The sequence below is a fragment of the Actinomadura logoneensis genome (assembly GCF_003428695.1).
Taxonomy (GTDB): domain Bacteria; phylum Actinomycetota; class Actinomycetes; order Streptosporangiales; family Streptosporangiaceae; genus Spirillospora; species Spirillospora logoneensis.
Genome location: NZ_QURH01000180.1, coordinates 1 through 19,869 on the forward strand (window position 1 = coordinate 1; position 19,869 = coordinate 19,869).

16 protein-coding genes and 2 tRNA genes are annotated in these 19,869 nt (G+C 72.7%); 6 read left to right on the forward strand and 12 right to left on the reverse strand.

Annotated elements, in window-relative coordinates; genetic code table 11:
* Nucleotides 1-114: 114 nt before the first annotated feature.
* Nucleotides 115-1,323, reverse strand: a complete 1,209-nt coding sequence (locus tag DZF91_RS09345) for a hypothetical protein (RefSeq protein ID WP_117357077.1) — start codon at nucleotides 1,321-1,323, stop codon at nucleotides 115-117.
* Between the two features lie 235 nt (nucleotides 1,324-1,558).
* On the opposite strand from DZF91_RS09345, the gene DZF91_RS09350 reads away from it, so the two are divergent.
* Together DZF91_RS09350 and DZF91_RS09355 are read left to right on the forward strand one after the other, a co-directional pair.
* Nucleotides 1,559-4,609 (forward strand): AfsR/SARP family transcriptional regulator, encoded by a 3,051-nt coding sequence (locus DZF91_RS09350; RefSeq protein WP_117357078.1) that lies wholly within the window; start codon nucleotides 1,559-1,561, stop codon nucleotides 4,607-4,609.
* Nucleotides 4,610-5,095: 486 nt separating this feature from the next.
* Entirely contained in the window at nucleotides 5,096-5,539 is a 444-nt protein-coding gene (locus DZF91_RS09355; RefSeq protein WP_117357079.1) for an ATP-binding protein, read from the forward strand.
* Between the two features lie 26 nt (nucleotides 5,540-5,565).
* Here the strand turns inward: DZF91_RS09355 and DZF91_RS09360 are convergent, their stop codons facing one another.
* The gene (locus DZF91_RS09360) at nucleotides 5,566-6,438 is read right to left on the reverse strand and encodes a sigma-70 family RNA polymerase sigma factor (protein ID WP_117357080.1); all 873 of its coding nucleotides are present in this window, start codon (nucleotides 6,436-6,438) and stop codon (nucleotides 5,566-5,568) included.
* Nucleotides 6,439-6,570: 132 nt separating this feature from the next.
* Here DZF91_RS09360 and DZF91_RS09365 point away from each other — a divergent pair, with 132 nt between their 5' ends.
* Nucleotides 6,571-7,026, forward strand: coding sequence for a carboxymuconolactone decarboxylase family protein (locus DZF91_RS09365; protein WP_117357081.1), 456 nt, complete (start codon nucleotides 6,571-6,573; stop codon nucleotides 7,024-7,026).
* 115 nt (nucleotides 7,027-7,141) lie between these two features.
* Here DZF91_RS09365 and DZF91_RS09370 read toward each other — a convergent pair whose 3' ends face one another.
* Nucleotides 7,142-8,428: an MFS transporter gene (locus DZF91_RS09370; RefSeq protein WP_117357082.1), complete on the reverse strand. Its 1,287-nt coding sequence runs from the start codon at nucleotides 8,426-8,428 to the stop codon at nucleotides 7,142-7,144.
* The gene (locus tag DZF91_RS09375; protein ID WP_117357131.1) at nucleotides 8,425-9,027 is read right to left on the reverse strand and encodes a DsbA family protein; all 603 of its coding nucleotides are present in this window, start codon (nucleotides 9,025-9,027) and stop codon (nucleotides 8,425-8,427) included. The genes DZF91_RS09370 and DZF91_RS09375 overlap by 4 nt, the downstream gene beginning before the upstream one ends.
* Nucleotides 9,028-9,193: 166 nt before the next feature.
* Between DZF91_RS09375 and pdxR the strand changes: the two genes are divergently transcribed.
* Nucleotides 9,194-10,588 carry a MocR-like pyridoxine biosynthesis transcription factor PdxR gene (pdxR, locus tag DZF91_RS09380; protein ID WP_235834187.1) on the forward strand — a complete coding sequence of 465 codons (1,395 nt, stop codon included), beginning with the start codon at nucleotides 9,194-9,196 and terminating at the stop codon, nucleotides 10,586-10,588.
* 115 nt (nucleotides 10,589-10,703) lie between these two features.
* On the opposite strand, the gene DZF91_RS09385 is transcribed toward pdxR, so the two are convergent.
* The 4 genes from DZF91_RS09385 to DZF91_RS09400 all read right to left on the reverse strand — a co-directional run bounded on the left by DZF91_RS09385 (nucleotide 10,704) and on the right by DZF91_RS09400 (nucleotide 13,477).
* Nucleotides 10,704-11,198 carry a VOC family protein gene (locus DZF91_RS09385; RefSeq protein WP_117357084.1) on the reverse strand — a complete coding sequence of 165 codons (495 nt, stop codon included), beginning with the start codon at nucleotides 11,196-11,198 and terminating at the stop codon, nucleotides 10,704-10,706.
* A gap of 652 nt (nucleotides 11,199-11,850) precedes the next feature.
* Nucleotides 11,851-11,922, reverse strand: a tRNA-Val gene (locus tag DZF91_RS09390).
* A gap of 31 nt (nucleotides 11,923-11,953) precedes the next feature.
* A tRNA-Gly gene (locus DZF91_RS09395) sits at nucleotides 11,954-12,025 on the reverse strand.
* Nucleotides 12,026-12,166: 141 nt separating this feature from the next.
* Nucleotides 12,167-13,477 carry an alkaline phosphatase family protein gene (locus DZF91_RS09400; RefSeq protein WP_117357085.1) on the reverse strand — a complete coding sequence of 437 codons (1,311 nt, stop codon included), beginning with the start codon at nucleotides 13,475-13,477 and terminating at the stop codon, nucleotides 12,167-12,169.
* Between the two features lie 144 nt (nucleotides 13,478-13,621).
* On the opposite strand from DZF91_RS09400, the gene DZF91_RS09405 reads away from it, so the two are divergent.
* Both DZF91_RS09405 and DZF91_RS09410 read left to right on the forward strand, forming a co-directional pair.
* Nucleotides 13,622-14,491 carry a hypothetical protein gene (locus DZF91_RS09405; protein WP_117357086.1) on the forward strand — a complete coding sequence of 290 codons (870 nt, stop codon included), beginning with the start codon at nucleotides 13,622-13,624 and terminating at the stop codon, nucleotides 14,489-14,491.
* 169 nt (nucleotides 14,492-14,660) lie between these two features.
* The gene (locus DZF91_RS09410; protein ID WP_117357087.1) at nucleotides 14,661-14,894 is read left to right on the forward strand and encodes a hypothetical protein; all 234 of its coding nucleotides are present in this window, start codon (nucleotides 14,661-14,663) and stop codon (nucleotides 14,892-14,894) included.
* A gap of 37 nt (nucleotides 14,895-14,931) precedes the next feature.
* On the opposite strand, the gene DZF91_RS09415 is transcribed toward DZF91_RS09410, so the two are convergent.
* From DZF91_RS09415 to DZF91_RS09430, 4 genes are all read right to left on the reverse strand, one after another.
* Nucleotides 14,932-16,569, reverse strand: a complete 1,638-nt coding sequence (locus DZF91_RS09415; RefSeq protein WP_117357088.1) for an ABC-F family ATP-binding cassette domain-containing protein — start codon at nucleotides 16,567-16,569, stop codon at nucleotides 14,932-14,934.
* Between the two features lie 21 nt (nucleotides 16,570-16,590).
* Nucleotides 16,591-17,241, reverse strand: a complete 651-nt coding sequence (locus DZF91_RS09420; RefSeq protein WP_117357089.1) for a sulfotransferase family protein — start codon at nucleotides 17,239-17,241, stop codon at nucleotides 16,591-16,593.
* Nucleotides 17,242-17,268: 27 nt separating this feature from the next.
* On the reverse strand, nucleotides 17,269-18,309 hold the full coding sequence (locus DZF91_RS09425; RefSeq protein ID WP_117357090.1) for a type III polyketide synthase: 1,041 nt from the start codon (nucleotides 18,307-18,309) through the stop codon (nucleotides 17,269-17,271).
* 70 nt (nucleotides 18,310-18,379) lie between these two features.
* Entirely contained in the window at nucleotides 18,380-19,861 is a 1,482-nt protein-coding gene (locus DZF91_RS09430) for an arylsulfotransferase family protein (protein ID WP_117357091.1), read from the reverse strand.
* Between the last annotated feature and the right edge of the window lie 8 nt (nucleotides 19,862-19,869).

The following is a 19,869-nucleotide window of genomic DNA, read 5'->3' on the forward strand; positions in this document are numbered from 1 at the left end:
CCAGGACGGCCGTCGTGCCGCGCGCGGGCGGGTGGGGCGCGCGGCAGACGCGCAGCGGACGGTCCGGCTCGTAGGTCCGGACCAGCATCACCAGATCGTTCATGTCGTCCCCGTTCACCGGGTCAGGAAGGGCGGGTCGGCGGGCGGCGTCCCCGCGATGGTCGGCGGCTGCGGCAGGCGCAGCCGCCGGTAGACGAGGCGGCGCATCAGCCGGTCGAACCGGCCGGGCCGGGAGGTGATGCGCGCGACGACGTCGCGGTGCCGGTCGGCGGAGAAGCCCTCGGCGGCCTGCGCGAGCTGGCGGGTGAGCGAGGCCCGCCCGATCCGGGGCACGACCTCGGCCAGCCTGGCCGCCGCCGAGCCGGGCGCGACCTCGCCGGCCGCGTAGCTGCCGAGCAGGACCGGCACCCCGGCCGCCGCGCCGTACACGGTCGCCGAGCCCTGGTCGCCGACGATCCAGTCCGCGGCGGCGAGCACCGCGATCCAGTCCGCCTCCGGCGGCACCAGGCTCAGCCCGCGTCTCAGCCGGCCGGCGAGCCACGTCCGCACCTGGAAGGAGCCGTGCGCGGCCCACACGTGCGGGTGCAGGAGCGTGACCACCTGGTACTCGTCCTCGGGAAGCTCGTCCAGCAGCCGCGACCACAGGTCGGGACGCCGTCCGAGCAGCGACTTCGGGCCCCAGGTCGAGCACACCACCACCAGCTTGCGGCCGTCGCCCGCGCCCAGCGCCACCTGGTAGGAGGAGCGCCGCGCCAGGCTGGCCGCCAGCACGTCGAAGCTCGGGTCGCCCACGACGTGCGCCGCGGGCACCGCCTCCGGGCAGGACCGGCCGAGCGCGGCCAGGTCGTCCTCGTGCGGCAGCACCAGCGCGGCGGGGACCAGCGTGCCGTCCCGGACGAGGCGCTGCGGGTCCAGCCCGTAGGCCACCCGCTCGCCCACCGCGCGGCCCACCCCCCGCCGGACCAGCTTGGTGTGGCCGATCCCGTGCGGCATGACGACGACGGGGGCGTGCAGCTCGGCCAGGCCGCCGTAGCCGGCCGCGAGCGCGAGGTCGAACTCGGTCCGCACCGCCTGCCGCCACGGCACGCGGGCCGCGCCGATCCCGTCGAGGAACTCGTCCACGCCCGCGCCGAACGCGTCGGGCCCCCGGGTGAACACGACCTGCACCCGCAGGTCGTTCTCCACCAGCCGCGCGGCGGACAGCAGCCGCTGCCCGGACGTCACGGTGTGCACCACCACCAGCAGCGTCTTGCATCCACTCCGGGTCACCCACCGGCCGGCGTCCATCCCGACCGGGAACGGACGCCACTCGCTGTCGGACATCTGGCTCCGAACCCCCTTCCGGGCGGCTCCACCACCGCCCACTTTGTACGACCCCGCGCTGATAGTCCGGAATGCACCTTGCGGCGTACCTTGCGGGGACGCTTGCGGCGGACGGCGCGGAAGCGGCCCGAAGTGGCCAGGGAACAAAGGGCTTGCTTCTGGTCCCCGGCGCTTGACAATGAAATGATCCGAATGTCAAAAGGCCACCCCAGGAAAACTTCCGCAGGGAGCGCGGATGGAATTCCGAATTCTCGGCCCGGTGGAGGCCCGGGTGGCGGGCAGGGCGGTCCCGCGCGTGTGGGCGAAGGAGCGGATCATTCTCGCCTCGCTCCTGCTGGCCGGCGACCGGCCGGTGCGGACCGAGACCCTCATCGGCCGGATCTGGGACGGCGAGCCGCCGCCGAACGCCCGGAACCTGCTCTACCCCTCGATCGCCCGGCTCCGGCACCAGCTCGCGCGCCCCGACGCCCGCGACCGCCTGACCCGCGCCCCAGGCGCCTACCTGCTGGACGCCGGCGCCGACGATGTCGACTACCGCCGCTTCTCGGAGCTGCGGAAGCAGGCCCGCGCGCTGGCCGGGCACGGCGAGCGCGCGGAGGCGGCGCGGGTTCTCGCCGACGCCGAGCGGCTGGTCTCGGGCACGCCCCTGCAGAACGTCTCGGGGGACTGGGCCGCCCGGACGCGCCGGAGGCTCGCCGAGGAACTGCTCCGCTCTGCCATTGAGAGATTCGAACTCATTCTCGAACTCGGCCGCCATGAAGAAGTCGCGGGGGAAGTCCCGGAACTGGTCGCCGCGAACCCGGAGAATGAACGCCCCGTCGCGCTGCTGATGCTCGCCCTGCACCGTTGCGGACGTTCCGGAGAAGCGCTCGCCGAATACGAGAACGCCCGCCGGCGGCTGGACGAGCGCCTCGGCGTCGCCCCCGGGACCGCGCTCCGCGAACTGCACCGGCGGATCCTCGCCGGGGACCCCGCGCTCGACCCGCCGGCCTCGTCCGCCGCGTCCGTGGCCTCGCGGTCCCCGGCGCCCGTCAACGACCTGCCCCGCGACGTCGGCACCTTCACCGGACGCCGGCGCGAGATGGAGGCCCTGCTCGCCCTCGCCGACGACGACAGCGTCTCGGTCATCGCGATCGACGGCATGCCGGGCGTCGGCAAGACCACCCTGGCCGTCCACCTCGCCCACCGGATCGCCGCCCGGTACCCCGACGGCTGCCTCTTCCTCCACCTGTACGGGCACAGCCGGGACCGCCGCCCCGCCGACCCGGCCGAGGCCCTCGGCACGCTGCTGCGCAAGATCGGCGTCGAACCGGACCTTGTGCCCGCCGACACCGACGGCCGCTCGGAGCTCTGGCGATCCCGGCTGGCCCACCGCCGCGTCCTGGTCGTGCTGGACGACGCGCTCGGCGTCGCCCAGGTGAACCCGCTGCTGCCCGGCGGCGCGGGCTGCCTGGTCATCGCGACCGGCAGGCGCGCCCTGGCCGGGCTCGACGACGCCCGTCCGCTGCCCCTGGACGTCCTCCCGCCGGACGAGGCCGCCGCGCTGTTCGTCCGGGTCAGCGGCACCGACCTCGCGCCGTCCGGCCCCGAGGTGGCCGAGATCGTCCGGCTCTGCGGCCACCTCCCGCTGGCCCTGCAGCTGACCGGCAACCGGCTGCGCCACCGCGCCCGCTGGACGGTCGCCGACCTCGCCCGCCGCCTGCGCGCCCGCCCCGGCCGGCTGGCCGAGATCCGGGCCGAGGACCGGCGCCTGCGCACCGCGTTCGAACTGTCCTTCGAGGGCCTGCCCCGCCCCCTGCAGGACGCCTTCCGGCTGCTCTCCCTGCACCCCGGCCCGACCATCACCGCCGAGGCGGCGGGCGCGCTGCTGAACATGCCGCAGACCCGCGCGGAGGCGGTGCTGGAGGAACTGGCCGACCACCACCTGCTGGCCGAGACCGAGCGCGGCCACCACCGCTTCCACGACCTGCTCCACGAGTACGCGCAGGAGCTCGCCGACCCGCCCCCGCCGCCCGCGGTGCCCGGCTCGGTGCGCCGCCTCCTCGGCCACTACCTCGCCCTCGCCGAGAGCGCCGACCGGACGCGGCTGGAGGAGGAGTCCGGCAACCTCGTCCCGGTGACCGCCTACAGCGCCGCGCACGGCCTCGACGACTACACCGGCCGGTTCGGCGACGCGCTGGCCGACCACCTGGAGGAGTCCGGACGCTGGGACGACGCGCTGCACGTCCACCGCGCCGCCGTCCGCGCCCGGCGGGCCCAGGGGGACGACGCCGGCACCGCGCGCGCCCTGGCTCACCTGGCCAGGACCCAGTGGCGGACGGGCGACCAGCCCGCAGCTCTGGAATCGGCCGCCGAAGCCCTCCGCATCCACCAGCGCCTCGGGGACGAGGAGGGCACCGCGGGGGTCCTGGACCAACTCGGCCTCATCCACTGGACCCGCTCGGAATTCGATGTCGCGTCCGGATATTTCGAGCAGGCGCTGCGACTGCGACGCTCTCTGGGCGACCAGAGCGGCGAAGCGACGACTCTGGACCACGCCGCCATCGTCAGATTCCATCAAGGGCGCTACGCGGAGGCCGTCGGACTTCTGCGGGAGGCTTTGAAACTGCACGAGGCCGCCGGTGACAGGGTCGGGGAAAGGAAAACGCTCAACAATCTCGCTGAACTGGAAATCACCTTCGAGCGCCCGCGGGCAGCACTGTCCTATTTTCAGCGCATCGGAAACATGGCCGGACTGAGTAGGCAGCACCGGGCCAATCTGCTGCACAATTTCGGCAGGGTGTACGACAAGCTCGGCCGATACGACGAAGCCCTCGTGAACTACCGCGACGCCCTGGCGATCTATTCCGAGATAGGGGACCGCCGGGGAGAGGCCGACTGCCTGGTCAACCTCGGCGAGCACTATGCGAACGCCGCCGGGCGGGACGGCGAGGCCCTCCTGCACCTCAACAAGGCGCTGCAACTGGCCCGCGACATCCGTGAACCGTTCCAGCAGGTCCGGGCACTCCTGGGCCTCGCGCGCACGCACCACCGGGCGGGTCGTGCGTCCGCGGCGCTCACCGCTTTCGAGGAGGCCCGCGACCTGGCCCGCTCCGTCGGGGACGCCAACCAGGAAGCCTGGGCGCTATGGGGGATTGGTTCGGTTAAGGCCGTATTGCACGGAGAAGTGGCGGCGCGTCCTTTCCTTCGGCGGTCCCTCCAGCTCTTCACCGCTCTCGGCCTCCCGCCGGCCGACGCCGTCCGAGCCCAACTCGAAGGCGGCACCGACGCCTCCTCCCACGCCTGAGTCGAAACATTCTTCGATAGCCCGGTTCTTACTTACCGGTTGGTAAAAGTCCGCCCGAGCGAGATCGTCGATCAAGGTGCGCCCTCGCTTCGATCTTGTGTAGAGTCGCCGGAGTTCGGGGGAGTAGCCCGCGTTGGCGGGAAAAGCCCGTCTTGTGGAGAGGAGGTCGAGTGCTGCCGGCACTGCTGCACGTCGTCTCGATCGTGACGATCTTCATGACGTGATCCCATAGATGAAGCGTGGCCCTCGCCGATTTCGGCAGGGCCGCGTTTTTCCTTTTCCTGAGGGAACGGGCGTGAACCGGGGCGGGATCGGGTGGCCTCCCGGCTCCGCTTCCCTCGCATCGCACCGGGTTTGAGGGGCGTGACCTGCGGGTTCGGCTGTGCGGGCGGCGAAAATCCGGTATCGATGGGGTGACCGATGGTGACGATGAGAGGCGTCCGAACCGTCGGGACAGGCGACGGCCCCGTCCCCGCGAGGTGATCGATGTTGCTCACCACTCCCGTCCCCGCCACGTCGGCCGCGCCCATGTACTGGCGGCGGACGTTCCCCGGCGACCCGGTGCAGGCCAAGGCGGCCCGCGCGTTCGCCGCGCAGCTCCTGCACGGCTGCCCGATGCTGGACGACATCCTGCTCGTGCTGGACGAACTGGCGGTCAACGCCGTGCGGCACACCCGCTCGGGGGAGGACGGCGGCTGCTTCACCGTCGAGCTGAGCCAGGACCCGCGCCAGGTGATCGTCGGGGTCGCCGACCAGGGCGGGACGTCGGTGCCCCGGCTGCGCCGGCCGTGCGTGCCGGGAGACCTGGCGCGTCTGGAGGAGTGCGGTCGGGGTCTGCTCACCGTGGACGCCCTGGCCGCCCGCTGGTCCTGGACGGGCGGTGAGCAGGGACGCACCGTCCGCGCCGTGTTCGGGAACCCGCCCGGTTGACGCGCGGGGCGACGGGGCACCGCCGGTCAGGCCACCCACGAGGGGACGATCTGACCGAGCCGGGCCGGCGAGGTCAGACCGCGGATCGCGGTGACCGCGCCGTCCGCGACCGTGAACGCCAGCACCGTGACCGGCCGCCCTCCGATGGTGATGAGGACGCCCGGAACCCCGTCCACGAGGGCCGGGTGCGCCACGGCGTCCGGATTCGCGAACCGCGTCGCCTGCGCGGCCACCTCCCGCGCGCCGCGGACGACGGCCAGACCTCCCCGGCCCTCCGTCCGCAGCTCGACCTCCGGGGCCAGCGCGTCGAGCAGCCCCGCGACGTCCCCGCGGCCCGCCGCCGCGAGGAACGCGTCGATGACCTCCCGCGCCGCGGCGTGCGAGTCGGACGCGGACGTGCCCGAGCGCAGCCGCCCCCGCGCGCGGCTGGCGAGCATCTTGGTGGCCGCGGTGCTCCGCCCGAGGACGGCCGCGATCGCGTCGAACGGAACGTCGAAGACGTCGTGCAGCACGAACGACACGCGCTCCGCCGGCGTCAGGGCGTCCATCACGACGTACAGCGCCAGTCCCACCGAGTCGGCGAGGACGGCCTCCTCCTCCGGATCGACGCCCGCGTCTCCCGGAATCCCGGACGGCAGCGCGCCGATATGGAGTTCGAGCGGCTGCTCGCCGCGCACGCCGCGCCGCCGCAGCGCGTCCAGGCAGATCCTGCCGGTCACCGTGGTGAGCCAGCCGCGCAGTTCATCGATGTCGCCGCGTCCCGTCCGCGCGAGCCGCAGCCAGGCCTCCTGGACGGCGTCGTCGGCGTCGGCGTGCGAGCCGAGCATGCGGAACGCGATCGTGTGGAGGTAGGGGCGGTGGGTCTCGAACTCGGCGGCGAGGCCGTCCTGGTCGGTCACTGTTCTCCTCGGCGTGCGGCGGTGTCACCACCACGACGTGCCGCACCCCGGAAAGGTAACCGGCCGCCCCGCGTTACCTTCCGGCGGACCGGGACGTCGTGGGGGCACAGAACATCCCGACGCGGAGGAACCATGACGGCACGCATCAAGAACACGGCCGGCGGACCGGACATCACCAAGGGCGTCCAGCACATCTTCAAGGAGGTGTACTCCGGCGGCGTCCCGAAGGAGACGCTGGAGCTGGTGCATCTGCGGGTGAGCCAGATCAACGGCTGCAGCGCCTGCGCCGACGCGGGCGTCGCGAGCGCGGCCAGGGCCGGGATCGACACCGGCACGCTGCTCGCCGTCGCCACCTGGTACGAGAACCCGGTCTTCGACGACGCGCAGCGGGCCGCGCTGGCGCTCGCCGAGGCCGCGACCCGGCTGGCGGACCGTCCCGGCGCGGTCACCGACGAGATCTGGGACGCGGCGGCCCGGCACTACGACGAACGGCAGCTCGGGTCGCTGGTGCTGATGGTGGCGATCACCAACTTCTTCAACCGGATCAACACCACGTTCCGGATCCCCGCCGGGACCGACTGGAGCTGACGCCGGATCGGTGCCGTGCCCCCGTGACACGTCACCGACCCACGCACCGGGGACGGACGGGCCTCTCGCCGTCCGTCCCCGTACCGGCGACACGCGAAGCGCTCGCAAGTTCGCGTCACCCTTCGGTGGCTGCCGCCTCCAGGACCGCGACGTCCATCCCCGGCGCGGCGGGGACCGGTCCGGCCACCACCGCGCCGCGACCCCGGCCCTCGCGGGCCGCGATGCGGACGACCGGACCGACGGCCAGCCCGCTGAGCAGGAACATCCCGCCCAGCAGCAGCCAGCCCGGCGCTCCCCAGCCGATCAGCAGGGAGGTCGTCACCAGCGGTCCCGCCATCCGCGCGATCTGCGGAGCCATGCTGAAGAAGCCCTGGTACTGGCCCTGCCTGCCGTCCGGCGCGAGCCCGAAGCCGAGTTCGGCGGCGCTCGCGCTGTGCGCCATCTCGGCGAACACCTGGACCAGCGCGCCGGCCAGCAGGAGCGCGACGGCGAGGCCCGCCCCGGAGGGGAACGACGACAGCGCGAAGACGGCGCAGGCCGCGACCATCAGCGTCCCGGCCCGCCGGGACGCCCGGGCGGCGCCGCGCGGACCGTCCACCCGCCGGCTGACCCGCACCTGGAACAGCACGACGCCGAGCATGTTCACCACGAGGATCACCGCCGCCACCGAGCCCGGCGCGTGGGTGTGCCCGACGATCCACAGCGGCAGCCCGAGGCTGAGGATCGGCATGTTCAGGTACATGACGGCGCTCAGCAGCATGAGCATCGCGTACGGACGGTCGCGCAGCACCACCAGTCGCGGCCCGCCGGTGGACGTCCCGGCCGCCGGAGCCACCTCCGGAAGCCGCCGCAGGACGAGTGCCGCGATGACGAAGCTCGCGGCGTCCATCCCGAAGACGGTCAGGTAGGCCGGGGCGGTGTCGACGGTCAGGGCGAGGCCTCCCAGGCCCGCGCCGACCGCCAACCCCGCGTTCAGGGTGGACTGCAGGTGCGCGCGCACGACCGTCCGCCGCGCCGGTTCGACCAGCCCGGCGAACAGGGCCTGCCGTGCCGCGTTCAGCCCGCCCTGGCAGCAGGCGTACACGCTCACCAGCAGCAGGAACAGCGGGAACGACCGCACGGACATCAGCCCGGCGAGCGCCGCGCCGGTGGCCAGGGCCAGCTCCACGGTGGTGCGGCGCGGGCCCCGCCGGTCGGCGAGGTGGCCGAGCGGGACGCCGGCCAGCATCCCGCAGCCCCAGCCCACCGTCAGCGCGACGCCCACCTCGGACGGCGACAGGCCGACGACGCGGGTGAAGAACAGCGCCGAGGTCGCGTAGAACGCGCCCTCCCCGACCGCGTTGGCCAGCTGGCCGAGCGCGAGGAGGCGGGCCGGGCCGGCGGGCGGGAGCAGGCCGTTCATCCGACCCGCGGGGACTCGGTGCGACCGCGCTTCAGCTCGAAGAAGCCCGGCGAGCCGGAGACGAGCAGGACGCCGTCCCACAGCCGTCCCGCGTCCTCGCCGCGCGGGACGGGCGTGACGACCGGTCCGAAGAACGCGTTGACGCGCCCGTCCGGGCCCGGGACGTGGATCGCCGGGGTCCCGAGGTTCTCGCCGACCGGGTCCAGGCCCGCGTGGTGGCTCGCCAGCAGGGCCTCGTCGTGGTCGGCGGTGTCGGCGGCGTCCGCCAGCCCGGTGTCCAGGCCCGCCGCCTCCAGCGCGCTCACGTACAGCGCCGGTCCGATCGGCATCCTCTCGTGGTGGATGCGGTCCCCGAGCGCGTTGTAGAGGTCGCGCAGGGCGGGCGTGCCGTACTTCTGCTCGGCGGCGATCGCCACCCGGACCGGCCCGAGGGTGTCGGCCAGCCACCGCTCGTACCACTCCTCCAGCCCCTCGCGCCCCTCGTTCAGCAGCCACAGGCTCATGACGTGGAAGCGCACCTCCACGTCGCGGACGCGCTCCACTTCGAGCAGCCAGCGCGAGGCGTTCCACGCCCAGGGGCATTTCGGGTCGAACCACATGTCGACGGTGGTCAAGGGGGTACTCCTCGGTCGTTCACGGTTTCGCGCGTCCCAGTCAACGGCCTACGATTGGCGCCGGGTAGTGCCAATATCCGCGTAACTCGATGGGCCAATCGCGATCGACCTGCACATCAGCCTGGACGGCTCGGGCGACCTCACCGCGCGCATCCACCGGCAGCTCCTGGACGCGATCCTGGACGGGCGGCTGCGCCCGGGGGAGCGCCTGCCCGCCACCCGCGAGTTCGCCCGGCGGCTGGACGTGTCGCGCAACACCGTCGCGGTCGCCTACGAGCGGCTGACCGCCGAGGGCCTGCTGGTCGCCCGCGTCGGATCCGGCACGTTCGTCGGCCACGCCCCCGTCGGCCGGGCCCGCACCGCCCCGGAGGGCGACGCCGTCCGTCCGCGCCCGCTCTGGGACCACCCGCCGGAAACGGCGCCGCCCGTCCCGGCGGTCCACGACTTCCGCGTGGGCACCCCCGACGCGGAGCTGTTCCCCCTCGCCGTCTGGCGGCGGCTGCTCGCCGGGGAGTGGCGCGCGTCGGCCGTCAGGACCGCCGGGTACGGCGACCCGGCCGGGCACCACGGCCTGCGCGAGGCCGTCGCCCGCTACGTGGGCCTCGCCCGGTCGGTCCGCGCCCGCGCCGACGACGTCCTGGTCACACAGGGCGCCCAGCAGGCGCTCGACCTCATCGGACGCGTCCTCATCGAACCCGGCGACGTCGTGGCCGTGGAGGACCCCGGCTACCCGCCCGCCCGCCGCCTGTTCCGCTCGCTCGGGGCGCGCGTCGCGCCCGTCCGCGTCGACCGCGAAGGCCTCGACGTGGACGCGCTCCCGGCCGGCGCGCGGCTGGTCTACGTGACGCCCTCGCACCAGTTCCCGCTCGGCACCCCGATGTCCCTCGACCGCCGCGCCGCGCTGCTCGACTGGGCCGGACGCCACGACGCGGTGATCGTCGAGGACGACTACGACAGCGAGTTCCGCTTCTCCGACCGTCCGCTCGACCCGCTGCAGAGCCTCGACCGCGCCGGACGCGTCGTCTACGTCGGCACGTTCTCCAAGACGCTGCTGCCGCTGCTGCGGATCGGCTTCCTCATCGCGCCCACCTCGCTGCGCCCGGCGCTGCACGCGGCCAAGCGGCTCTCCGACTGGCACGGCGATCCCGTCACGCAGGCGGCGCTCGCCCGGTTCATCGACTCGGGCGAGCTGCCCCGCCACGTCCGCAAGGCCACCCGCGTCTACGCCGCCCGCCACGAGCGGGTCGCCGAGGCGCTGGACGGACCCCTGTCGGCCTGGCTCGACCCGATCCCCTCGACCGCCGGCCTGCACCTGTGCGCCCTGCTCGCGTCCGGCGGCCCCGGCGACGTGCGCGCGGTGCTGACCAGGGCGGGGGAGCTGGGTGTCGCCGCCGAGGACCTCTCGGCCTACTGCGCCGGCGACACCCCGCTCCCCGGCATCGTGCTCGGCTACGGCGCCGTCCCGACCGAACGCGTCGCGACGGGCCTCCGCCTGCTCACCCGTGCGTTCCGGGAGGTCATGCCACGCCCGCCCGGACGGCCGTGAAACACCGTCCCGGCGGGCGTGAAACACCGTCCCGGCGGCCGTGGCGTACCGTCCGGACGGCCGTGACGCACTGTCCGGGCGGGCGTGTCGCACCGTCCGTCGGGTTCGGGCCCGGCTACTCCGCCGCGTCCTCGGCCGTGCCCGGCGCGGTCAGGTCGTACTTGGGGTCCTGGAACCGGAACGAGTGGCCGCCGGGCGGCAGGTGGCCGATCTCCCACCAGTTGCGGTCGAGGTCCTGCAGGTAGAACGCGTACGTCCCGTGCTGGTCGACCGGCCGGGTCAGCTTCCGGATGCCGTACTCCTCGCGGACGGCCGAGAGCTTGGCGTGCGCGTCGTCAACCTCCTCGCGGCTGCCCACGTCGATCCCGTTGTGCCCGAGCAGCGGCATCTCGTGCTGCTCGGCCTTCGGCGTCTCCACGCACACGTACACGTGGTCGCCCCCGAGCCGCACCAGCAGCCCGATCGGCGCGTGCTGGATCACCTCCAGCCCGAGGACCTCCTCATAGAAGCGCCGCGAGGCCTGGAGGTTCACCACCTCCAGCGTCCCGTGCGACAGGAACCGCGTCTTCAGCAGCGGTTCCTTCTCCGACCGCCGCGTAATCCCGGCCATGAATCTCCCTCACCCAACGTCTCCACCCCGAAGAGCCGTCCCCGCGCCCGAAGTCTGTCACCTCCCGGACCGGCGCGGACCCCCTTCCAACCAGTCAGTTGGCCGAATTTGTCCTGAAATGGCCGCAAGCGATTCCCCGCCGCGGGTCCCCGGCACACCACGTGTTTCCTTGATCACGTGCCGGTCCCTCCCAGCTCCGGAGGGCCGTGGGCGGGCCGCCGGTGCGCCGCCGTCCCGGCGAGCGCGACGCCCACCGAGCAGCCCGGAACAGTGCCCCCGCCAGGACGCACAAGTAACGCACCAGTGAGACAAGGCAACAGCGGCCGTCTCCGGAGAGGACGCCAGCAAGCTTCTCCGGGCGGGGGCGGGGGGGCGAGGAGAAGGATGGCCGATTCACTCTCTTCGCGGCGGCGGCGCATGGATTCGCCTTTCTCCGCCCGGTGAAACCATTCCGGGACTCTGGCCGACATTGGACGGCACTCGCCTTTACGGCGACAAGGCACTCGCCATGGCGGCAACGCCGTGCCTACGAGACGTGGGGGGCACCACGAGCGGCGAGGCCGCACCGGCAGCAGGTGCCCGCCGGATCGTCCAGCCGGGCCGAAAATGCGAAATGCAGGCCGGACATGTCGTCTGACCTGCATCGCGATAGTGGGCGATACTGGGATTGAACCAGTGACCTCTACCGTGTCAAGGTAGCGCTCTCCCACTGAGCTAATCGCCCGGAACGTCCACCTTGGGAGGGTGGGCCGGAGAGCGGAAGACGGGATTTGAACCCGCGACCCTCACCTTGGCAAGGTGATGCTCTACCCCTGAGCCACTTCCGCGTGTGCTGCTCGGTGCCTTCCCTTTCGGGCCGGTCCCTCGCGGCGACAAGGAAAACTTTAGCGTGGATTCCGAGTGGATGTGACATCGAGGCCCAGCCGGTCAGGGCCGCCGACCGGCTCGGCCGGGGGAGGCGCGGACGGTCAGCGGCGCCTGGCGGTGAAGCCGTGGCGGCCCGCGTAGGCGGCCAGGTCGTGCCAGTCGTCGCCGGTGTGGGCGTGGGGATCGAGGCAGCCGACGGTGGTCGGCCGGGGGACGGTGTAGCGGGGCGCGTGCAGGTTCGGCTCGGACTCGAAGTCCAGGACCTCGGCGATGTTGCGCGCGGCGGCGTCCCGGACCGACAGCGGCTCCAGGCCCCAGCGCCACTCGACGGCCTTCAGGACGGACGTGTGGTCGTAGACCTCGTGCGCGACCGAGCGGCGCCGGGCGCGCGGGGAGATCAGCAGGCAGGGGACGCGGAAGCCGCGCAGGCCGGTGCCGAGGTCGGGGCGCGGGTCCGGGCCCACGGGCGGCGGGACGTGGTCGAAGAAGCCGCCCCACTCGTCGTAGTTGATCACGAAGAGGGTGCGCGGCCAGTTCGGGGACGTGGTGACGGCCGTGTAGACCCGGTTGAGGAAGCTCTGGCCGAGCCGGATGTCGGCGAGCGGATGCTCGTCCTCGGACATCCCGGGCAGCGCCTCACCGAGGAAGCCGGGCTCGACGAAGCTGACGGCGGGCAGCCGTCCGGCCCTGGCGTCGGCGTAGAACTCGGCGATGCCCCGGCTGATGTCCAGGTGCCGCAGACCCCACAGCGCCGTGAACGGGACGTCGCTGAAGTAGTAGCGGCACGGGATCCTCTTCGCCTTCAGCCGGTCCCAGATGGTGGTGAGCCGCGAGATCGTGAAGGTGTTGGACGTCCGGTCGGTCTGCCCGGCGTGCTGGAAGATCCGGTTCGGGAAGGTGGACGACATGATCGCCGGGAAGTAGCGGTCGCAGACCGTCCAGTCCCGTCCGGCGTGGCCGTGGAAGCCCAGGTCGGCGCCCTTGTAGTAGCCGATGGCGAACACGTCGTTGCTCCCGGCGCGCAGCCAGCCGTCGCACTTGCCGCCGTTGTACTCGACGCGTCCGCCGCCGTAGGAGTGGTCGGGGTCGTTGAACCCGCACCCCCACGGGACGGTCAGGTGGTGCGTGGCGTGCTCGGCGCCCCGGGCGTCGGTGAAGGTCAGCCCCTCCTGCCTGCCGTCCGCGCCCGGCAGCCAGCCCATGTAGTGGTCGAAGGAGCGGTTCTCCATCATCACGACGACGATGTGGTCGATGCCCGAGCGGGACGGTTCGGGGAGCGCCGAGACGGGCGCGCGGGTGGACGGGCGGGTGGAGGCGGACGCCTCGCCCTCGGTCCCGCCCGCCGCCAGGACGGCCGCCGCGCCCGCCGTTCCCGCGAGGAATCCGCGCCGTGTCAGGTCGTCGATGCCCATGGGGGTCCCTCCGCTCGCCGGGCCGCGTGAGGAGTATCACCGCGTCTGAGAAGGAATGGGAAGAACGCGACTCGGAGGCTGGAGGACAAAATCCCGAAAAACCCTCACCCGAATTGTTCCGGCATGCTTTGTCACACTGGGGGAGTGCGAGACGAGGACGCGGGGGCCGAGGCGGCGTCGCGGGTCGAAGCCGTCCGGGACGGCCCCCCGGCCGGACGCCTGCGCCTCGCCGCCGCCTTCTACCGGGGCCGCCACGCCCGGTACGGCCGGGCCGAGCTGAGCTTCCTGCGCTGGACGATCCTTCGCGGCGTCCTCGACCCACCGGACGGCGATCCGCCCGGAAGCCCCTGGTGGCGGGCCGTCAACGAGCGCCTCCTGCTCGACAAGACCGAAGCGGCCCTGCTGGACGGCTCCCCGGCGTCCGATCCGCGCGTGGCGCTCTGGCAGCGGTTCCTGCGCGATCCGTCGCCGGCGTCCTGGTACCGCGCCCACAACGCCAGCGTCGTGGCCGGCTACCTGGAGAACCTGCACCTGGCGGTCGCCGAACTGCCCGCCGAACGCTTCATGATGAACGTCGCGCTGATGCGGGTCCTCTACACCCACGCCATGGTCGCCCACCCGCGCCTCGCGCTCGGGCCGCTGGCGCCGCTCGGCCCCTTCCTCGGCGACCCGCGCAAGGGCACGGTCGGGTTCTTCCTCGACCTGCGCCGCGCGTTCCCCGAGCGCTACCCGCTCACCGGCCTCAGCGCCGAGTCGCTGATCGGCGCCCAGGGCGGTCTGCCCCGGCTGCTCGACCACGGAGTGATCAAGGACCGTACCGCCGCCCTCTACCGCTTCACCGCCCGTTCCCTGGACGAACCGCGCGTCGCCGACCTCCACCACGACGGCCTGCCCGACTACGCGTGGCCCGCCGAGTGGCTTCCCGTCCGCCCGCCCGGAACCGTCCACCCCCGGACCCGCATCCTCCGGCTCGCCGCCCGCGCCACCCGTCCCGAACCCCCTCAGGGCCGCTGAGGCGGCTGTCCCCGGACGTCACTCCCTGGTGATCTCCCAGAGGATCGCCTTACGGAGAGTTACTGATTCGCCTCACCCGGCTATCAAGGGGGAGTCGACGCGTCCAGCGTCACCGGCCGCCCGCCTGCGCGCGGACGGCCGTTCCACGGTCGAAGGAGAACACGGGATCATGAGACGAGCACTGGCAGCCCTCTTCCTGGCGGCTCCGGCCCTCGCGGGCGTCGCGCTGAGCGCGTTCCCCGCCTCGGCCTCGGCGCCGCCTTCCGCCGCCCGGACGGCGTCCGCCCGCGCCCTGAACGACATCACCGAACAGCAGTGCGTCGAGGGAGGCGGCAAGGTCGTGCGGAACCCGTTCGGAGCCGTCTGCGTGGGCGGCGTCTACGACGGAATGTGGATCTTCTAGCGGGCCGTCCGCCGCGCCCGGGAGCCTGGCCCCGGGATCAGAGTTCGACGACCTTGCCGTCCTCGACGCGCAACCGCCGGGTGGTGCGGACGGCGTCCAGCATCCGGCGGTCGTGCGTCACCAGCAGGAGCGTGCCGGTGTAGGCGTCGAGCGCCGACTCGAGCTGCTCGATCGCCGGAAGGTCGAGGTGGTTGGTCGGCTCGTCCAGGACGAGCAGGTTGACGCCCCGGGCCTGGAGCAGCGCCAGCGCCGCGCGGGTCCGCTCGCCGGGGGAGAGCGTGGCCGCGGGACGCAGCACGTGGTCGGCCCGCAGCCCGAACTTCGCCAGCAGCGTGCGGACCTCCGCGGCGGCCATCTCGGGGACGGCCGCGCCGAACGCGTCGAGCAGCGCCGCGTCGCCGAGGAACAGCCCGCGCGCCTGGTCGATCTCCCCGACCAGGACGCCGGGGCCGAGCGCCGCGTGCCCCTCGTCCACCGGGACCCGCCCCAGCAGGGCGCCGAGCAGCGTCGTCTTGCCCGCGCCGTTCGCGCCCGTGATCGCGACCCGGTCCGCCCAGCGGATCTCCAGGTCGGCGGGGCCCAGCGTGAACGGCCCGCGCCGGACGACCGCGCCGCGCAGGGTGGCCGCGACCGCGCCCGAGCGCGGCGCCGCGGCGATCTCCATGCGCAGCTCCCACTCCTTGCGGGGCTCGGCGACGACCTCCAGCCGCTCGATCGCCTTCTCCGTCTGCCGCGCCTTGGCCGCCTGCTTCTCGCTCGCCTCCGACCGGAACCTCCGTCCGATCTTGTCGTTGTCGCCCGCCTTCCGGCGCGCGTTCTTGACGCCCTTGTCCATCCACGCCCGCTGCGTCTGCGCCCGGTCCTTGAGCGAGGACAGCTTGTCCGCGTACTCCTCGTAGTCGGCCCGCGCGTGCCGCCGCGCGACCTCCCGCTCGGCCAGGTACGACTCGTACCCGCCGCCGTACGCCTTGATCTGCTGCTGCGCGAGGTCGAGCTCCAGGACGCGGGTGACCGTCCGGGCCAGGAACTCGCGGTCGTGGCTGACCAGGACCGTCCCCGCCCGCAGGTCGGCGACGAACCGCTCCAGCCGCTCCAGCCCGTCCAGGTCCAGGTCGTTGGTCGGCTCGTCCAGCAGGAACACGTCGTACCGGCTGAGCAGCAGCGACGCCAGCCCGGCCCGCGCGGCCTGCCCGCCCGACAGCGACGTCATGGGCTGGCCGAGGTCCACGGTGAGGCCGAGCTCGGCGGCCACCTCGCCCGCCCGGTCGGCCAGGTCGGCGCCGCCCAGCGCGAGCCACCGCTCCAGCGCCTCGGCGTACGCGTCGTCCGCGCCCTCGACGGCGTCGACCAGGCCCTTGGTCGCCTCGTCCAGATCGGCCTGCGCCGGGGTGACGCCCGTCCGGCGCCCCAGGAACGCCTCGACCGTCTCCCCGGGCCGCCGCTCGGGCTCCTGCGGCAGGTACCCCACCAGCGCGTTCGGCGGACTGAGCCGCACGCTCCCGGCCTCCGGCGCGTCCTCCCCGGCCAGCAGCCGCAGCAGCGACGACTTGCCGGCCCCGTTCACCCCGACCAGCCCCACGACGTCGCCGGGGGCGACGACCAGGTCGAGCCCGGAGAACAGAAGCCGGTCGCCGTGCCCGGCGGAAAGGTCCTTGGCGACGAGAGTGGCGCTCACCCTTCAACGGTACCGGCCTGATCAGCCCGGTCCGATCGCGTCTCCGGCGCCATGTTCCCTCAGCAGGTTCGTGAACTGATCCCTGTCGTTGCGCCAGGGGAACGGCTCGTCCGGTACGGGCTTCTCCAGGAAGGCGCACAGTGGTTCCCACCCGTCGGCGGCCTGGAAGAGGAGCAGCCGATCGGCGGGCAGCGATCGCTGAACGTCGACCATGTGTTCTTCGAAGACCCGCAGTGCGTGCTCGCGATCGGCGAATCGTCCGTCGAACAAACCGTCCCAGACCACCTCGCGGGACATCTCCCGCATCTCGGTGAGGACGGAGGAGGCCGCGGACGAGGTGTCCACGGCGGCCCGGTAGATGGTGCCGAGGGCGCTCTCGTACCAGGAATCGGGGTCGCGAACACCAAGGATGACCTTGGCCTCGGGGAAGTGGCCGGCGAGTTCACGCCAGAAGCGAGCGCCCGGCCAGTCCACGGTCGACCGGTAGCCGCGGTAGACCTCGTCCCAGTCCACGGTTCCACCGTTGGCGGCGGCACGCCAGAGTCGGATCTCGGCGGGCTTGTGCAGCATGCCGAGCATGTGATGACAGGGGCCGAACCCAAGCCGTTCCAGGGCGGCCTGGAGAGACAGGGTTCCGGTTCTGCCGAATCCTGCCCCGATGACTTCGAGCATGGGGATCTCCTTTTGATCAGAGGCGGGTCAGGCGCCCCTCAGCAGCACGGCCCAGACGGTGGCGCCCGGACCGAACGCGACGGCGACGCCGTACTGGCCGGGCGCGAGCGGGCGGGTGGCCTGCAGCCGGCCGAGGACCGCCATGACGGCGGGCGCGGCCGTGTTGCCGTACTCGCGCATCACCGCACGCGCCACGTCGGTCGAGGCGGAGGGCAGGTCGAGCTCCTCGCCCACCCGGTCGATGATGCGGCGCCCGCCGGGATGCAGAGCCCACCAGCGGACGTCGGTTCGCCGCAGGCCCGCCCGGGCCAGGAGCCGGTCGACCGGTGCGGCCACCGCGGACGCCGTGACATCGGGCATGGTGGGGGCGAGCCGGATGCGCAAGCCCGAATCCCCGAGGTGGACCTGGAGGTCGTCAGCGAACTCGGGCACGTACAGCATCTCGGTGTCGAGGATGTCCAGGCCGGGCGAAGACGTCCTGTCCGGCCGCAGGACGATCGCCGCGGCGCCGTCGCCGAAAAGGGTGAGTACCACCGCCTGCTCCTTGTCGTAGGGCGGGGCCTGCACGTGGGGTGAGAACAGGTCGACGAGGAGCAGGACGGCCGGGCGGTCGTGCACGATGACCCAGTTGCGGACCGTCGACAGCGCGGGCAGTGCCGCGTAGCAGCCCATCGGGCCGATGGACTGGAACTCGGTGCCGGGTGCCATGCCGGTCTCGTGGACCAACGTGTCCAGACCGGGCGCGGAGTGGGTCGTGGTGGTAGCCGTGGCCAACAGGCCGATCTGGTCGGGACGCAGTCCGGCATGGCCGAGGGCGCGGCCTATCGCTTCCCGGCCGAGAGCGCGGGCCTCCGCCAGGCTCACGGCCATCCGGCGGTCGGTTCCCCAGGAACCGGGATCATCCGTGAACGGATTGACCGCCATTCCCTTGGACTCGATGGCGGAGTTGCCGATGGTGTCCACGACATGTCGGCCACCGGGACGATCGGCGAGATGGCCCGCGATCTCTGCCATCTTGACCTGCGGAGGGGTGACGAATTCGATGGTGGTGATGCGCGCGGTGGGCATGACAGGCCTCTCCGAGGAATGCCGCGGCGGGAACGACTCCGTCTGCGACGCCGGAATCCGGCGACCGGGTCTACCGGCCGATGCGGGGGGTGGGGTTCGAGGAGCCCATCGGTTCGCCCTGAGCGTCCAACGCCTCGACTTTGACGAGCGAGGCGTCGGCGGCGGACGGAGGAAGCGGGATTCCGGTGTCCAGTCCGTTCCACGCCGTGTCGGCGACCGGCTTCATGGAACTCTGGGCCGATCCGGCGTACAGGCGCCAGCGGGCGACGCCGGTCGCGCCGTTCCAGACGGCGTGCACGGTCTCACCCTGGACGACCGCGGTCGGTGGCGATTCCGGCTTGGCGTGCCAGGGGAACCGGAACATCCGGTACGTGCTCCAGTCCTTGTCGAGCGCGGCGTCGAACAGCAGCCCGCCGCCCTGGGAGAACTCGGAGATCCGGCCTGCGGGACCCCAGCTGACGGCTGTGTTGCCGTTCGGCAGGCTCTGCGCGTTGCCCTCCTGGATGCTGGAGAGATGTTCGGGGTGGGTCACCTGCTTGACGAGCCTCGTGGTCTTCCGCTCGGGGTCGACCTTGATCCAGGCGACCCGTGACTCGTACCCGTCCCAGAGGAACAGGCAGCCGTTGTCGAACAGCTTGATCGTGTTCTTGCCGGCCCACTGGGCGTCGTGCTGCCAGGAGAAGCGGACGCCGATTCCGAGCGGGAAGGAGCTGCGGCGCCCGCCCAACCGCCATTCGATCTCCCCGGTCCGCCGGTCGATCTTGAAGATGGTGGAGACGAAACGGCCGGAGACCAGAAGATCGCCTTCAGCGTCCTCGTCGACCGAGTTGATGTGGAAGTAGTCGTAGGGGGCGCCGTCGGGCCGCGCGGCGTACGGCAGGTCGGTCTGGGCGACCGGGACGTGGTCGAGGGCGCTCCATCGCCACAGCGGTCTGCCGGTGGCTATGTCGATCTCTTCGACGACCCCGTCGAAGACGGTGCCGTCCTTCGGGCCGCCGACCGCGGTGAGGTCGCGCGTCGCGCGCGGGTACAGGGTCAGCAGTGCGGTTCCGCGCGAGGTGAGCCGGAACTCGTGGAGGTCGGCCGGACTGCTGGAGCCCTTGACGGTGGCGATGACGCGGTAGTTCTCGTCCGCGATGTAGCCGACGCCGCCCCCGGAACCCACGTCGACGAGCCTGCCCTGCCACCAGGTGATGACCCTGCGGCCCTGGTAGGTCTGGACCCGCAGGTCGGTGGCGATCTCCCCGGCGGGAACCGGGCGGAACCATACCGGCCGCCCCTTCCCGTCAGTGATCGTCGGGCCGTGGGGGACCGCCAGGTCCGTCGGGTTCTGGGGGGTGGTGAAGAACAGGCCGGGCGCGGTGCCCGGACGACTGCGCAGCACGGTCACCTTGGGCGCAGGCGGCAGCCCGGAGGCCGGCGAGAAGGCGCCGGCTCGGACGGCGTGGCCGGGGCGGGCGCGGTCGGCTCCCGCGTCATGCGCGAGGACGACCGTCAGGATCGTCGCCGCACCGATGGCGGGCAGTGCCCATCGCGCGTTCGAGAACAGCATGAGGAGGG

Coding starts and splice junctions, on each gene's coding strand:
- DZF91_RS09425 (WP_117357090.1), bottom strand. CDS start 18,309: ATGCCCACCGCGCGCATCACCACCATCGAATTCGTCACCCCTCCGCAG.
- DZF91_RS09345 (WP_117357077.1), bottom strand. CDS start 1,323: ATGTCCGACAGCGAGTGGCGTCCGTTCCCGGTCGGGATGGACGCCGGC.
- DZF91_RS09430 (WP_117357091.1), bottom strand. CDS start 19,861: ATGCTGTTCTCGAACGCGCGATGGGCACTGCCCGCCATCGGTGCGGCG.
- DZF91_RS09400 (WP_117357085.1), bottom strand. CDS start 13,477: ATGGGCATCGACGACCTGACACGGCGCGGATTCCTCGCGGGAACGGCG.
- DZF91_RS09375 (WP_117357131.1), bottom strand. CDS start 9,027: ATGTGGTTCGACCCGAAATGCCCCTGGGCGTGGAACGCCTCGCGCTGG.
- DZF91_RS09410 (WP_117357087.1), top strand. CDS start 14,661: ATGAGACGAGCACTGGCAGCCCTCTTCCTGGCGGCTCCGGCCCTCGCG.
- DZF91_RS09365 (WP_117357081.1), top strand. CDS start 6,571: ATGACGGCACGCATCAAGAACACGGCCGGCGGACCGGACATCACCAAG.
- DZF91_RS09385 (WP_117357084.1), bottom strand. CDS start 11,198: ATGGCCGGGATTACGCGGCGGTCGGAGAAGGAACCGCTGCTGAAGACG.
- DZF91_RS09350 (WP_117357078.1), top strand. CDS start 1,559: ATGGAATTCCGAATTCTCGGCCCGGTGGAGGCCCGGGTGGCGGGCAGG.
- DZF91_RS09370 (WP_117357082.1), bottom strand. CDS start 8,428: ATGAACGGCCTGCTCCCGCCCGCCGGCCCGGCCCGCCTCCTCGCGCTC.
- DZF91_RS09355 (WP_117357079.1), top strand. CDS start 5,096: ATGTTGCTCACCACTCCCGTCCCCGCCACGTCGGCCGCGCCCATGTAC.
- DZF91_RS09420 (WP_117357089.1), bottom strand. CDS start 17,241: ATGCTCGAAGTCATCGGGGCAGGATTCGGCAGAACCGGAACCCTGTCT.